This window comes from Cellulosimicrobium sp. NPDC057862 (assembly GCF_042797035.1).
Taxonomy (GTDB): Bacteria; Actinomycetota; Actinomycetes; order Actinomycetales; family Cellulomonadaceae; genus Cellulosimicrobium.
In genome coordinates this window covers 14,900-29,472 of record NZ_JBHVMH010000011.1, presented here as the reverse complement: position 1 = coordinate 29,472, position 14,573 = coordinate 14,900, and the positions used below count along the sequence as shown (strand labels likewise).

Annotated in this window: 9 protein-coding genes; 4 read left to right on the top strand and 5 right to left on the bottom strand. The window is 74.2% G+C overall.

Annotated elements, in window-relative coordinates:
• Positions 1-37: 37 nt before the first annotated feature.
• Positions 38-187 (top strand): hypothetical protein, encoded by a 150-nt coding sequence (locus ACFVN3_RS14205; RefSeq protein ID WP_378233541.1) that lies wholly within the window; start codon positions 38-40, stop codon positions 185-187.
• Between the two features lie 10 nt (positions 188-197).
• Here the strand turns inward: ACFVN3_RS14205 and treS are convergent, their stop codons facing one another.
• Positions 198-1,991: a maltose alpha-D-glucosyltransferase gene (gene treS / locus ACFVN3_RS14200; RefSeq protein WP_378233540.1), complete on the bottom strand. Its 1,794-nt coding sequence runs from the start codon at positions 1,989-1,991 to the stop codon at positions 198-200.
• The gene (locus ACFVN3_RS14195; RefSeq protein ID WP_378233539.1) at positions 1,988-4,099 is read right to left on the bottom strand and encodes a maltotransferase domain-containing protein; all 2,112 of its coding nucleotides are present in this window, start codon (positions 4,097-4,099) and stop codon (positions 1,988-1,990) included. Before ACFVN3_RS14195 ends, treS begins: the two co-directional genes overlap by 4 nt.
• A gap of 165 nt (positions 4,100-4,264) precedes the next feature.
• Here ACFVN3_RS14195 and glgP point away from each other — a divergent pair, with 165 nt between their 5' ends.
• On the top strand, positions 4,265-6,877 hold the full coding sequence (gene glgP / locus ACFVN3_RS14190; protein WP_378233538.1) for an alpha-glucan family phosphorylase: 2,613 nt from the start codon (positions 4,265-4,267) through the stop codon (positions 6,875-6,877).
• Between the two features lie 183 nt (positions 6,878-7,060).
• Entirely contained in the window at positions 7,061-8,065 is a 1,005-nt protein-coding gene (locus ACFVN3_RS14185; protein WP_378233537.1) for a hypothetical protein, read from the top strand.
• A 53-nt stretch (positions 8,066-8,118) separates the two neighbouring features.
• Here the strand turns inward: ACFVN3_RS14185 and ACFVN3_RS14180 are convergent, their stop codons facing one another.
• From ACFVN3_RS14180 to glgX, 3 genes are all read right to left on the bottom strand, one after another.
• A complete protein-coding gene (locus ACFVN3_RS14180; RefSeq protein WP_378233536.1) occupies positions 8,119-9,354 on the bottom strand; it encodes a hypothetical protein in 1,236 nt (411 codons plus the stop codon).
• 85 nt (positions 9,355-9,439) lie between these two features.
• Positions 9,440-11,194 (bottom strand): FAD-binding dehydrogenase, encoded by a 1,755-nt coding sequence (locus tag ACFVN3_RS14175; RefSeq protein ID WP_378233533.1) that lies wholly within the window; start codon positions 11,192-11,194, stop codon positions 9,440-9,442.
• A gap of 84 nt (positions 11,195-11,278) precedes the next feature.
• Positions 11,279-13,639, bottom strand: a complete 2,361-nt coding sequence (glgX, locus tag ACFVN3_RS14170) for a glycogen debranching protein GlgX (protein WP_378233532.1) — start codon at positions 13,637-13,639, stop codon at positions 11,279-11,281.
• A 111-nt stretch (positions 13,640-13,750) separates the two neighbouring features.
• Here glgX and ACFVN3_RS14165 point away from each other — a divergent pair, with 111 nt between their 5' ends.
• Positions 13,751-14,566 (top strand): electron transfer flavoprotein subunit beta/FixA family protein, encoded by an 816-nt coding sequence (locus ACFVN3_RS14165; RefSeq protein ID WP_378233531.1) that lies wholly within the window; start codon positions 13,751-13,753, stop codon positions 14,564-14,566.
• Positions 14,567-14,573: the final 7 nt, after the last annotated feature.

The window sequence follows — 14,573 nt, the reverse complement described above, 5'->3', positions numbered from 1 at the left end:
GTCCGGACACGCTCACGAGCGACGAGGAGGGGTACCGATGGACTGTCCGCACCGGGCCGTCTCGCTCACGGAGGAGCCGGTGCGACTGAGCCACTGCGTCTCCGTCGTGCACTGGTTCACGTGCGACGCGTGCGGCGAGCGCGCGGCCGTGGTCACGAGGACGGAGATGTTCCTGGAACGAGGATGAGACGCGCGGGTCAGGCGGGGTCACTCACCACGAGCCAGTAGAAGTCGCGCGAGCCCCAGGTCATGACGACGCGCTCGTCGTCGTCGACGGCAGGGAAGTGCGCGCCGCCGAAGACGTCCGTGAGCGTCGCCCCGGCGTGCCCGGGCACGTGCACCGACGCCGAGCGCGCGGTCGCGGAGAGGTTCGCGACGCACAGGATCGTCTCGGTCGGCGTGCGGCGCAGGAACGCGAGGATCGACTCGTTGTCGCACTCGAGCGGCACGAAGTCGCCCGTGCCGAACGCCCTGTGGCGGCGCCGGACCTTGAGCATGCCGTGCACCCAGTGCAGCAGCGACGTCGACTGCTCGAGCTGCGCCTCGACGTTGACGTAGCCGTAGTGGTGCACGAGCGACTGCACGAGCGGCAGGTACACCTTGCCGGGGTCGGCGGTCGAGAACCCGGCGTTGCGGTCGGGCGTCCACTGCATGGGGGTGCGCACCGAGTCGCGGTCGGGCAGCCAGATGTTGTCGCCCATCCCGATCTCGTCGCCGTAGTACAGGCACGGGCTGCCCGGCAGGGAGAGCAGGAGCGCGTGCGCGAGCTCGACCTCCTTGCGCGAGTTGTCGAGCAGGGGAGCGAGCCGGCGCCGGATGCCGACGTTCGCGCGCATGCGCGGGTCGGGCGCGTACCACCCGTACATGGACGCGCGCTCCTCGGTGGAGACCATCTCGAGCGTGAGCTCGTCATGGTTGCGCAAGAACGTGCTCCACTGGGCGCCGGCCGGGATGTCGGGCGTGTCGGCGAGGATCTCGAGGACCTGGTTGGCGCGCTGGTCCCGGATCGCGTAGTAGATGCGGGGCATCACGGGGAAGTGGAAGCACATGTGGCACTCGGGCTCGTCCGCGGTGCCGAAGTAGTCGACGACCTCGCGCGGCCACTGGTTCGCCTCGGCGAGCAGGATGCGCCCCGGGAACTCGGCGTCAACCATGCGCCGGACGCGCCGCAGGAACTCGTGCGTCTGCGGCAGGTTCTCGCAGTTGGTGCCCTCGGCCTCGTAGAGGTAGGGCACCGCGTCGAGCCGGAACCCGTCGACGCCCATCTGGAGCCAGAACCGCGCGACGTCGAGCATCGCGTCGGCGACGCGCGGGTTCTCGAAGTTGAGGTCGGGCTGGTGGGAGAAGAACCGGTGCCAGAAGAACTGGCGGCGCACGGGGTCGAACGTCCAGTTGGACGTCTCGGTGTCGACGAAGATGATGCGCGCGTCCTGGTAGCGCGTGTCGTCGTCGCTCCACACGTAGAAGTCGCCGTACGGGCCCTCGGGGTCGGCGCGCGACGCCTGGAACCACGGGTGCTGGTCGCTCGTGTGGTTCATGACGAGGTCGATGACGACGCGCATGCCGCGCGCGTGCGCCTCGCTGACGAGCTCGGCGAAGTCGGACGTCGAGCCGTACTGCGGCGCGATCGCGGTGTAGTCGGACACGTCGTAGCCGCCGTCGCGCAGGGGCGACGGGTAGAACGGCGGCAGCCACAGCGCGTCGATCCCGAGCCACTGGAGGTAGTCGAGGCGGTCGATGAGGCCGCGCAGGTCGCCCGTCCCGCTGCCGTCCGAGTCGGAGAACGCGCGGACGATCACCTCGTAGAAGACGGCCGTGCGGTACCAGTCCGGGTCGTCGGACAGGCCGGGGCGCGCATCGACGGGCGCGGTCGGCTGGCGGCGCGGCGGGAGCGCCGCGACGGGGACCGGCGCGGTGATGGGCGGCACGGGGGCGGGGCCGGCGGCGGGACCGCGCACGGGGACCGGTGCAGCATCGCGAGGGAACGTCATGCAGGCCTCACGTGCACGACGTGCGCGACCTGGCGCATCGGCTCGAGCCGCACGTAGACGTCCTGGCCCCAGCCGTAGCTCTCGCCGGACAGCTCGTCGTGCGCGACGAAGGACGGCGCCCACGGGTCCTGGCCGTCCGCGAGCGGTGGCAGCCCGAGGGCCGCGAGGTCGAGGTGCACGTTCGACTCCTGCGGGGAGTGGGGGTCGAGGTTCACGACGACGACCACGGTGTCCGCCTCGCCCGTCGGGGAGTGCCCGGCGGGCAGGTGCCGCGAGAAGGCGAGGACCTGGTCGTTCGTCGTCGGGTGGACGGTGAGGTTGCGGAGCTGGCGCAGCGCGGGGTGGTCGCGCCGGACCTCGTTGAGCCGCGTGAGCAGCGTCGAGATCCCGATCTCCTCCGCGAGCGCCCAGTCGCGCGGCTTGTACTCGTACTTCTCGTTGTCGATCTGCTCCTCGACGCCCGGTCGGGGCACGTTCTCGACGAGCTCGTACCCGGAGTAGATCCCCCACGTGGGCGACCCCGTCGCGGCGAGCACCGCGCGCACCGCGAACCCGGCCACCCCGCCGTGCTGGAGGTAGGGCGGGAGGATGTCGTGCGTCGTCGGCCAGAAGCTCGGCCGCATGTACGCGCCCGCCTCGCCCGAGACCTCCTCGAGGTACTCGGCGAGCTCGTCGCGCGTGTTGCGCCACGTGAAGTACGTGTACGACTGGTGGAACCCGATGCGCGCGAGCGTGTGCATCATCGCGGGCTTGGTGAACGCCTCCGAGAGGAACACGACCTCGGGGTTCGTCGCGCGCACCTCGGTGAGCAGCCACTCCCAGAAGTCGAGCGGCTTGGTGTGCGGGTTGTCGACGCGGAACGCCGTGACACCGCGGTCGATCCACACCCGGACGACGCGCAGGACCTCGGCGTAGATGCCCTCGGGGTCGTTGTCGAAGTTCAGCGGGTAGATGTCCTGGTACTTCTTGGGCGGGTTCTCGGCGTACGCGATCGAGCCGTCGACGCGGGTCGTGAACCACTCGGGGTGCTCGGCGACCCAGGGGTGGTCGGGCGAGCACTGGAGCGCGAGGTCGATCGCGACCTCGAGCCCGTTGCGCCGCGCCTCCTTGACGAAAGCCCGGAACGTGCGGTCGCTGCCGAGCTCGGGGTGGATCGCGTCGTGGCCGCCGTCCTTGGAGCCGATGGCGTACGGGCTGCCCGGGTCGCCCGGCAGGGCGGTGAGCGAGTTGTTGCGGCCCTTGCGGTGGGTCGTGCCGATGGGGTGGACGGGCGTGAGGTAGACGACGTCGAAGCCCATCGCGGCGATCGCGGGCAGGCGGCGGGCCGCGGCCGTGAACGTCCCGGAGCGCCAGCGCCCGTCCTTCAGCCGGCGCGCGCCCTCCGAGCGCGGGAACATCTCGTACCACGCGCCCGCGAGCGCGAGAGGGCGCTCGACGCGCAGGTCGTACGTGGCCGACGCCGTGACGTGGTCGCGCAGGGGCGCACGGTCCAGGACGTCGCGCACCTCGGGCGACGTCGCGGCGGCGAGGCGGGCCTGGGCGGGGCGGCTCGCGTCGGCGAGCGCGGCGGCCGCGTCGGCGAGCGTGCGCGCGTCCTCGGGCGAGCGCACGCCCGGGGTGCCGTCCGCGCCGGGGAGAGGGACGGCGTCGGCCACGACGCGCTCGAAGAGGCGCACGCCCTCGGCGAGCATGAGGTCGACGTCGACGCCCGCCGCGATCTTGACCGTCGCGTCGTGCGCCCACGTGCCGTACGGGTCGCTCCACGCCTCGACGCGCAGCGACCAGTCGCCGACCGTGTCGGGGTGCAGCGTGGCGCGGAACCGGTCGAGGCCGGGTGCGACGTCGACCATCGGCGCGGTGCGCTCGGTCCCGTCGGGGGCGACGAGGACGGCCGTCGCGGCGACGGCGTCGTGCCCCTCACGGAAGACGGTCGCCTCGACCGGCACCATCTCGCCGACGACGGCCTTCGCGGGCCATCGGCCGCCCTCGACGACCGGGGCCACGTCCAGCACGGGGATGCGGCCGATCGCGGCGGACGGGGCAGGACGGGGGGTGGTCGCGGGGGCGCGGTGCGGCGCGGGGGCCGGGGAGGTCGACGTCACACGCACAACGTATCGAGGCCCGCGGGGGCCAGGCACCTGGGAGCGGGGTCGGCGCGTCGCACGTCCGTGCGCACAGGCGACGCGGCACCCGGGTGAAAGTTCATGCAAGCGTTACGTGCGGGTGACGGCGCGAGGGTGTGCAGCGGCCTCAGCCCCCGTAGTCTCGTCCCCGTGAGAGCGATCCGACGGTTCACCGTCCGCACCCTGCTGCCCGCCGAGCTGCGCGACCTGGACGAGCTGGCCCACAACCTGCGCTGGTCCTGGCACGCCCCGACCCGCGACCTGTTCGCCGGGATCGACCCCGAGGCGTGGGCGTCGGCGCACGGCGACCCCGTCGCGCTGCTGGGCGCGCTCGGCCCGGAGCGCCTCGCGGAGCTCGCGGCCGACGGCGCGTTCGTCGAGCGCGTGCGCGCGGCGGCGGCCGACCTGCGCCACTACCTCGACGACGCGCTGTGGTACCAGCAGCGGGCGGCGTCGGCGGAGACGTCGGGCGGCGACGGTGGCTCGCTCCCGGCCGCGATCGCCTACTTCTCGCCCGAGTTCGGCATCACGTCGGTGCTGCCGCAGTACTCGGGCGGTCTCGGGATCCTCGCGGGCGACCACCTCAAGAGCGCGAGCGACCTCGGCGTGCCGATCGTCGGCGTCGGGCTCCTGTACGGCGCCGGGTACTTCAAGCAGTCCCTCACGCGCGACGGCTGGCAGGTCGAGACCTACCCGCTGCTCGACCCGGACGGCCTCCCGCTGACCCTGCTGCGCGACGACGACGGCACGCCCGCGCGCGTGACTCTCGCCCTCCCCGGCGGGCGCACGCTGCACGCGCACGTGTGGGTCGCGGCCGTCGGACGCGTGCCCCTGCTGCTGCTCGACTCGAACGTGCCCGGCAACGACGAGGCCGCGCGCAAGGTCACCGACCGCCTCTACGGCGGCGGCGGCGAGCACCGCCTCCAGCAGGAGCTCCTGCTCGGCGTGGGCGGCGTGCGTGCGCTGCGCCTGTGGTCGCGCCTCACCGGGGCCCCGGCGCCGGAGGTCTACCACACGAACGAGGGTCACGCCGGGTTCCTCGGCGTCGAGCGCATCCGCGAGCTCGTCGAGCAGGGCCTCACGTTCGACGAGGCGCTCGAGGCCGTGCGCGCCGCGACCGTCTTCACGACGCACACGCCCGTCCCGGCCGGCATCGACCGGTTCGGGCGCGACCTCGTCACGCAGTACTTCGGCGGCGACATGGCCGTCGACGGGCTGCCCGTGGAGCGGGTCCTCGCGCTCGGCGCCGAGGACTACGACGGCGGCGACCCCACCGTCTTCAACATGGCCGTCATGGGCCTGCGCCTGGGCGGCCGCGCGAACGGCGTCTCGCTGCTGCACGGCGAGGTCTCGCGCGGCATGTTCGAGGGGCTGTGGCCGGGCTTCGACGCGCGCGAGGTCCCCATCACGTCCGTGACGAACGGCGTGCACTCGCCCACGTGGGTCGACCCGGCGTTCGCGGCGCTCGAGGCCGAGCGGCTCGGGCTCGACGAGCTCACCGCCGACGACGCGTCGTCGGGCTGGCTGCGCGCGGACGGCCCGGGCGCCGTGAGCGACGGGGAGCTGTGGGCGATCCGTCGCGAGATGCGCGGACGGCTCGTGGACGAGGCGCGCCGCCGCGTGCGCAAGTCGTGGCGCGAGCGCGGCGCGACGCCCGCCGAGCTCGGCTGGATCGACGACGTCCTGTCGCCCGACGTGCTCACCATCGGCTTCGCGCGGCGCGTGCCCACGTACAAGCGGCTCACGCTCATGCTGCGCGACCCCGACCGGCTCAAGGCGCTGCTCCTGCACCCCGAGCGGCCCGTGCAGCTCGTCGTGGCGGGCAAGTCGCACCCCGCGGACGACCAGGGCAAGCGGCTCATCCAGCAGCTCGTCCGCTTCACCGACGACCCCGAGGTGCGCCACCGCATCGTCTTCCTGCCGAACTACGACATCGCCATGGCGCAGTCGCTCTACCCGGGCTGCGACGTCTGGCTCAACAACCCGCTGCGCCCGCTGGAGGCGTCCGGGACGTCGGGCATGAAGTCGGCGCTCAACGGCGGTCTCAACCTGTCCATCCTCGACGGGTGGTGGGACGAGTGGTTCGACGGCGAGAACGGCTGGGCCATCCCCACCGCCGACGGCGTGGAGGACGCCGACCGCCGCGACGACCTCGAGGCCGCCGCGCTCTACGACCTCGTGGAGCAGCAGGTCGCGCCCCGCTTCTACGACCGCGACACGGACGACGTCCCCGGTCGGTGGCTCGAGATGGTGCGCCACACGCTCGCGACGCTCGGGCCCAAGGTCCAGGCGACGCGCATGGTCGGGGAGTACGTGACGCGTCTGTACGCGCCCGCCGCCGCGGCCGGGCGGACGCTGGCCGCCGACGGCCTCGCCCCGGCGCGCGAGCTCGCGCACTGGAAGGAGTCCGTGCGGTCCGGGTGGTCGCGCGTGCGCGTCGACCACGTCGACTCGTCCGGCATCGGCGAGGTCCCGCAGGTGGGCGACCGGCTCACCGTGCGCGCCTACGTGTCGCTCGGCGACCTGCGCCCCGAGGACGTGCAGGTGCAGGTCGTGCACGGGCGCGTCAGCGAGGCCGACGTCATCGAGGAGTTCACCGCCGAGCCGCTCGCGCTCGCCGAGACGTACGAGGCGGGCCGCTACGCGTTCGCCGGCGACGTCGTGCTCGACGCGTCCGGCCCGTTCGGCTACACGGTCCGCGTCGTCCCGACGCACACCGGCCTCCCCAGCGTCGCCGAGCTCGGCCTCGTCGCCAACGCCTGACGCCTCCGGCGCCGAGGTAGAGCCTCCGGTCGCGAGATAGAACTCACGGGGTTCTACCTCGCGACCGGAGGCTCTACCTCGTGGGGGCGTGGTGGCGACCGGACTGACGCAGGCGGCTGGCGGTTTTCCACAGGCTCTCGCCCTCCTCTGGCTGACGCCGGCGCGCTCGGCCAGGGTGTGCGCATGAGCGCGGACGAGCACGAGGTCGAACAGACGCGTCGGACGGTGAACCGTCCCCGGAACGCACGCCGCCCGCCGGGGCGGGACGACGACGCGCGTGCCGGCACGCCGTTGCCGTCGGTGGTCCGGTTCTCGGCGGAGCGGCGCGTGGAGATCGTGGCGGGCGTCCGTCGTGGCACCCTCGTCCGGGTGCGTCAGGGCGTCTACGCGGCCCCGCCGGACCCGGCGGCCTCGCTGGCCCAGCGTCGGCGCGAGGCCGTCGTCGCGCGTTCCGTGGCGCTCGCTGGACGGTTGACGACGGACTATTGGTTCAGCCACTCGACCGCCGCCGTCCTGCACGGCCTGTGGACCTGGCGCCTCGCGGACGAGGTCCACGTGACGCAGCTCGGGAACCCGTCGGTGCGCCGGACCGACCCAGGGCTCCGCAGGCACTGGACGGCGCTGCCCGAGCGCGACCGTTGCGAGCTCGACGGCCTCCCGGTCACCTCTCTGGAGCGCACGATCGTCGACTGCGCCCGCTCTCTCAGCCCGGCGGCCGGCATCGTGGTCGCGGACTCAGGGCTTCGCGCGGGGGCTGACGTCCGGAAGGTCGAGGCGGTTCTGAGAGCGGCCGTCGGCGGGCGGGGCGTCCGGCGTGCGCGCCGAGTGCTCGCCGAGGCAGATGCGCGCTCGGAGTCGCCGGGCGAGAGCCTGGTCCGCTGGTTGGTGGTCGACGCCGGCCTCCCGCACCCTGAGCCGAACCTCACCGTGACCACCTGGCGGGGCACGTATCGGCTGGACCTCGCATGGATGGCGCACCGTGTCGCGGTGGAGTTCGACGGAGCCGTCAAGTACTCCGGCGGCGAGTACGGCGACCCGCGAGGCCGCCTGCTCGCGGAGAAGGCTCGCCACGACGCGCTGGTGGAAGCCGGTTGGCTCGTGCTGCGGGTGACGTGGAACGACCTCGCCGAACCTGACGTTCTCCTCCATCGGATCCGGGCAGCGCTCGCGCGACGCGCCGCGAGATAGAGGCTCCTGCCGCGAGGTAGAGCTCCGCGACCTCTACCTCGCGACCGGGGGCTCTACCTCGCGGGTGTGTCCAGGAGGGCGAGGTAGCGGGAGCGGGTGCGGACGACGTCGGCGAGCTGAGTCTGGATCCCGTCGACGAACTCCTCGCGGTAGACGGCGTCGACCTGGACGGAGATCGCGTAGTACAGACCGGTGAACGTCGCGATCGCGACCGAGACGCGCAGGAGGGTCTGCGTGACGACGAGGTGCGCGCCGCCGACGCCACCCCCGCCCGCGAGCGAGAACGAACGCTCCCACGTGCCGCCGTCGACGTCCCAGAGCGCCATGACCTCCGGCGTCACGGTGAGCGTGCCGAGCGCCATGAAGAACAAGCCCATCCCGAGGCTCACGACGAGCACCTGGAGCAGCTGGCTCGTCGCGATCATCGCGGCGAGGTTCGCGCGTTGCCGCGGGGTGAAGCGGGCGGCGCGCTCGTGCTCCGGCATGTCGGCGACGGTCTCCGCGAGCGCCTCGCGCGCCTCCCCAGGAACGCGCAGGCCGACGAAGACCACGACGAGCAGGGCGAAGAACGCACCGAGCACGATGTCCGCGACGCCGTGGGTGCGGTCGAAGACCTGCCACACCTCGGCGTTGTAGAACAGCACGAGCGAGAAGACGAGCAGGAGCGGTAGCAGCCGCACGAGGCGCAGGAGCGACGCGCCGAGCTCGTCGACCACGCGCGCGAGGCCCCACCACAGCGACGAGAGCACCCCGTACCCGACCACGACGCGCACGGCCCCGAGCAGGACCAGGTTGCCCGCCACCGTGAGCAGTGCCTCGTCCCACTGCCCGCCGAACACGAGGGGCAGCAGCGCGGGCACGAGGACGAAGAACGCGAGCTCGGGCACGCCGACCGACTGGGGGAGGGTCGACCACGCGCGGCCGCGGAGCACGTTGAGGCCGGCGTACGCGGCCGCGACGATCGCGGCGCCCCCTACGAGCGCGAGCGCGTTGGCCCAGGCGGGCCACCCGGACCGGATCGCGCCGCTCAGCTCGGCGAGCAGCACGACGAGCAGGAACGGCGCCGACCGCCCGAACACGTCACGGTCCACGGAGTGCCCCTCGACCAGCAGCGGGAGCCCGTTGCGGCGGAAGACGCGCTCGCACGCGGCGACGTCGGGCGCGTCAGCCTCCGGTTCCGCGCCGAGCCGTTCGACGACGGGTGGCGGGGGAGGCTCGTGCCCGGCGCTTCCCGTGCCCGGGGTGGGGCCGAGTCGCCCGGGCGGGGACGCGTCGTCGTGCACGCTCATGCTCGGTGACCCTACCGGCCGCGACACCGCGCGTGACGGACGCCGTCGGCCTGCCGTCCGTGACCGGTCCCCAGCCTCGCGCGTGTCAGCCGAGCTCGGCGGCGAGGGCACGACCCGCGACACGGCCGGAGTAGAGGCAGCCCCCGAGGAACGTGCCCTCGAGCGCCCGGTGGCCGTGCACGCCGCCGCCACCGAACCCGGCGGCCTCGCCCGCCGCCCAGAGCCCGGGCAGCACCGAGCCGTCCTGGCGCAGCACGCGCGCGGACGTGTCGGTCCACAGCCCGCCGAGCGTCTTGCGCGTGAGCACGGACAGGCGGACGGCGAGCAGCGGCCCGTCCTTGGGCGTGGTGAGCGGGCGCGGGGGCGAGACGCGGATGAGCCGGTCGACGCGGTAGCGCCGCGCCATCGCCGTGGCGACCACCTGCGGGTCCTTGCCGAGACCGGTGCGGACCTGCTCGTCGCGCAGGTGGACGATGCGCGCGAGGGCCTCCCCGTCGACGTGGCCGCGCGATCCCGGGGTCGCGTCCACGAGCGCGTTCATCCCGACCGCGAGCTCTTCGGGCGTGTCGGCCCACACGAACTCGGGCGACTGCTCCGCGAACCGCGCCACGGGCCCGACGGCGCCGGGCAGGACACGCTGCGCGAGCAGCCGGACGTCCTTGCCGGTGAGGTCGGGGTTCTGCTCCGACCCCGACAGCGCGAACTCGGACTCCATGATCGCCTTGTTGAGCACGAACCAGGAGTGGTCGTCGCCGCGCTCGGCGACGTGCTGGAGCGCGCCGAGCGCGTCGAACCCGGGGAACAGCGGGGCGGGCAGCCGGTTGCCGTCGGCGTCGAGCCACAGCGAGCTCGGGCCGGGCAAGATGCGGATGCCGTGGTCGGTCCAGACGGGGGAGTGGTTCGCGATGCCCTCGGGGTAGTGCCACATGCGGTCCTCGTGCACGAGCGCGGCGCCCGCGTCGGCGGCGACGCCGATCATGAGCCCGTCGGTCGAGTCGGGGACACCGGAGAGCATGCGGGACGGCAGGTGACCTGCTGCCTGCGGCCAGCGGGAGCGGACGAGCTCGTGGTTCGCGCCGATCCCGCCCGACGTCACGACGACGGCGCTCGCCGCGATCTCCACCTCGCCGACGACGTCGCGCGACGACGGCGCGCCGCGCTCGACGTCCGACGGCGCGAGGACCTCGGCGCGCACGCCCGTCACCGCGCCGTCCGTCACGACGAGCGACGTGACGCGGTGCCGGAACCGCAGGTCGAGCAGCCCGGCGGCGCGCGCGTCGAGCGCCGCGCGCACGAACGGCTCGAGGATCGCCGGCCCGGTGCCCCACGTGACGTGGAAGCGCGGGACGGAGTTGCCGTGCCCTCCGGCGGCCGTCCCGTCGGCGCCCGACGTCACCGGGTACCCGCCGCGCTCGGCCCACTGCACGAGCGGGAACCACCGCACGCCCTTGTCGTGCAGCCAGCCGCGCATCTCGCCCGCGGCGAAGTCGACGAAGCCGTGCGCCCAGGCGTACCCGTGGCGGTCGGGGCCCTCGCCGCGGTCCGCGCCGGGCGCGAACCGCGCGGACCCGAGCCAGTCGTCGAACGCGAGCTCGGCGGAGTCGGTGACGCCCATGCGCCGCTGCTCGGGCGAGCCGACGAGGAACAGCCCGCCGAACGACCACCACGCCTGGCCGCCGAGGCTCGCGGCCGGCTCCTGGTCGAGCAGGACGACGCGTCGCCCGGCCGCGGTGAGCTCGGTCGCCGCGACGAGCCCGGCGAGCCCGGCCCCCACGACGACGACCTCGGGGTCCTCGATCGTGGAGGAGCTGACGGAGGAGTCGACCGCGCTGTCACTCATGCGGGAAGAGTAGAGCACGTGTCCAGCCCCCGGCAGGCCCGGTGGTCGTGTGCGACCACGCGTCTACCTCGTGCGACCGGGCCTCTACCTCGGCGGGGTGGAGACGTAGACGCGCAGGCTCAGGGCCTCGAGCCCGACGACGTCGCCCGCGCGGGCGGTGCCGTCGCCGTTCGCGCGGTCCCGGTCCTCGGGGTGCTCCCAGTCCGAGTCCCACGCCAGGTCCCAGCGCTCGGCGTCGCCGCGCGAGGCCGCGCGCACGCCCGGGAGGGTGACGTCGACGGGGTCGAGCGCGCCGGCGAGGACGACGAGCACGTCGGCGTCGCCGGGCTCCGGGGCGGTGCGCAACATCTGGAGCGTCCGGACGGCGGGGTCGTGCCAGGCGGAGTGGTCGAGGAGCTCGCCGTCGGCGTCGAACCACACGAGGTCGGGCACGCCCACCTCGCTCCCCAGGCCTCGTGCCCCGGCGGTCGGGGCGTCGGCGGGCCGCGGGCGGCCGGTGTAGAACACGTCGGGGCGCAGCGCGGGGTGCTCGCGCCGCAGGGCGAGCAGGTACCGCGCCGTCGCGAGCAGGTCCTCGCGCCACGGCGAGAGGTCCCACGACACCCAGGACGTCGCGTCGTCCTGCACGTAGGCGTTGTTGTTGCCGCGCTGCGTCCGGCCCATCTCGTCGCCCGCGGTGAGCATCGGGGTGCCGGCGGCGAGGACGAGCGTCGCGAGGAGGTTGCGGATCGACCGACGGCGCAGGGGCGCGATCTCGACTCCGAGCCCGAGCGCGTCGAGCCCGGCGCCGGCGCCCGTCCGTGCGTCCGGGGCCACGACCGGACCCTCGAGACCGTGGTTCCAGGACCGGTTGTCGTCGGTCCCGTCGCGGTTGTCCTCGCCGTTCGCGAGGTTGTGCTTGTGGTCGTACGCGACGAGGTCGGCGAGCGTGAACCCGTCGTGCGCGGTCACGTAGCTCACCGAGGCGACGGGCCCCCGCAGCAGCGGCGGGTCGGAGTGGCCGAACAGGTCGGCCGACCCCGCGAGCCGGGTCGCGAGGTCGCGCACGCCGTGGCCGGGCCGCCCGTGCGACGCCTCGCGCGCGTCGGCGAGCCAGAACTGCCGCGCCGCGTCGCGGAACCGGTCGTTCCACTCCGCCAGCGGCGGCGGGAACTGGCCGGTCCGCCAGCCGCCGGGCCCCACGTCCCACGGCTCCGCGACGAGCTTGAGCCCGCACAGCACCGGGTCGGTCTGGAGCGCGACGAGGAACGGGTGGTCCGGGTCGAACCCGGCGCTCCCGCGCCCGAGCGTGACCGCGAGGTCGAACCGGAACCCGTCGACCCCCACGACGTCCGCCCAGTACCGCAGCGAGTCCAGCGCCGCCCGCACGACGGCGGGGCGCCGGAAGTCCAGCGAGTTGCCCGTCCCGGTGACGTCGGCGAGGCGCGCGGGCGAGCCGCCGTCGTGCAGGTAGTACCCGGCGTTGTCGAGGCCGCGCCACGACAGGTGGTAGCCGTCCGCCCCGCCCTCGCACGTGTGGTTGTGCACGACGTCGAGCAGCACCTCGATCCCCGCCTCGTGCAGCAGGTGGACCATGCCGCGCACCTCGTCGAGGACCGCGCCGGGGCCGGCTTCCTGCGCTGCGGGCGTCGCGTACGCGGCGTGGGGCGCGAAGAACCCGAGCGTCGAATAGCCCCAGTAGTTCGTCCTGCCGCTCGCGAGCAGGTGCGGCTCGGGCACGTTCGCGTGCACGGGCAGGAGCTCGACGGTCGTCACGCCGAGCGACCGCAGGTGCTCGATCGTCACCGGGTGCGCGACGCCCGCGTACGTGCCGCGCAGGTGCTCGGGCAGGGCCTCGAGCCGCTGCGTGAGGCCGCGGACGTGCGCCTCGTAGACGACCGTGTCGCGCCACGGGACGCGCGGCCGGGGCGCGAGGGCCCCCGTCGGCTCGGCCACGACCACCGCGTGCGGCACGAACGGCAGCGAGTCGCGCGCGTCCGCCGGGCCGTACGGGTCGCTCCCGACCTGGCCGTGGATCGCCGGGTCGTCGACCAGCTCGCCCACGAGGCCGCGCGCGTACGGGTCGACGAGCAGCTTCGCGGGGTTGTGGCGCAGCCCGGCGGCGGGTTCCCACGGGCCGTGCACGCGGAACCCGTAGCGCTGCCCGGGTCGGACTCCGGGGACGTGGGCGTGCCAGACGCCGTACGCCGGCCCGGCGAGCGCGACGCGGCGCTCGCGGTAGCGGGCCGGGTCGTGGGCGGGCAGCGCCTCGTCGACGACGTCCACGAGGCACAGCTCGACGGCGGTCGCGTGCGACGCGAGGACGGCGACGTCCACGCCGTCGCCCGCGACGCGCACGCCGAGCGGCGGCACGAGGGCGTGCCGGTCGGCGCGTCCCGGCGCGGCCGGGAGCGCGGGCTCGCGGGTGGCGGGGGAGACGGGGCTCGGGTCGGGGGGCACGTGCACCCGTCCATTGTGGCGGGTGTCACCGACCCCTCCCGCCGCCCGCCGGTAGGCTTCCCGGAGCGGGCCGGGAACCTCTCCGGCCGACCGCCCAGTGCACAGGGAGAGCAGCCGATGCGGATCGTCGTCGCCGTGAAGTACGTCCCGGACATCCATGCGGACCGGGGCTTCGAGGGCGGGCGCGTCGTGCGCCGGGCCGACGAGGGGACGCTCAACGAGCTCGACGAGAACGCGGTCGAGGCCGCGCTGCGCCTCAAGGAGGCGCTGCCGGAGGCGGAGCGCGAGACCAGCGAGGTGATCGTCCTCACGGTGGCCGGGCCAGACGCCGACGGCGCGGTGCGCCGCTCGTACCAGCTCGGCGCGGACCGCGGCGTGCGCGTGAGCGACGAGGCTGTCGCGGGCTCCGACTACTTCGGCACCGCGCGCGTGCTCGCCGCCGCGGTGCGCCGTCTCGCGGACGAGGCCCCGGTGGACGTCGTCGTCACGGGCATGGCCGCGCTCGACGGGCTCGGCTCGGTCGTCCCCGCGCTCCTGTCCGCGGAGCTCGACCTGCCGCAGCTCACGCTGGCGGGGAAGCTCGAGGTCGACGGCGAGCCGGGCGCGCGCACCGCGCGCGTGACGCGCGAGCTCGACGGCGTCGAGGAGGTCCTCGAGGCGCCGCTCCCGGCCGTGGTGTCCGTGACGGACCACGCGAACGACCCGCGCATGCCCAACTTCAAGCTCATCATGGCGGCGCGCACGCGGCCGGTGGAGGCGTGGAGCCTCGCCGACCTCGGCGTCGACCCGGCGCTCGTCGGCGACGCCGGTGCCCGATCCCGCGTGACCGACGCGTTGCCCCGCCCGCCGCGTCCCGACGCCGAGATCGTCGTCGACAAGGGCGAGGGCGGGCGCGCCCTGGCCGAGTTCCTCATCCGCAACGACCTGGTCTGAGAGGCGT

Excerpts from the sequence above, each read along its gene's own strand:
- ACFVN3_RS14175 (WP_378233533.1), bottom strand. The coding sequence starts at position 11,194 with ATGAGTGACAGCGCGGTCGACTCCTCCGTCAGCTCCTCCACGATCGAG.
- ACFVN3_RS14205 (WP_378233541.1), top strand. The coding sequence starts at position 38 with ATGGACTGTCCGCACCGGGCCGTCTCGCTCACGGAGGAGCCGGTGCGA.
- ACFVN3_RS14180 (WP_378233536.1), bottom strand. The coding sequence starts at position 9,354 with ATGAGCGTGCACGACGACGCGTCCCCGCCCGGGCGACTCGGCCCCACC.
- ACFVN3_RS14185 (WP_378233537.1), top strand. The coding sequence starts at position 7,061 with ATGAGCGCGGACGAGCACGAGGTCGAACAGACGCGTCGGACGGTGAAC.
- ACFVN3_RS14165 (WP_378233531.1), top strand. The coding sequence starts at position 13,751 with ATGCGGATCGTCGTCGCCGTGAAGTACGTCCCGGACATCCATGCGGAC.
- treS (WP_378233540.1), bottom strand. The coding sequence starts at position 1,991 with ATGACGTTCCCTCGCGATGCTGCACCGGTCCCCGTGCGCGGTCCCGCC.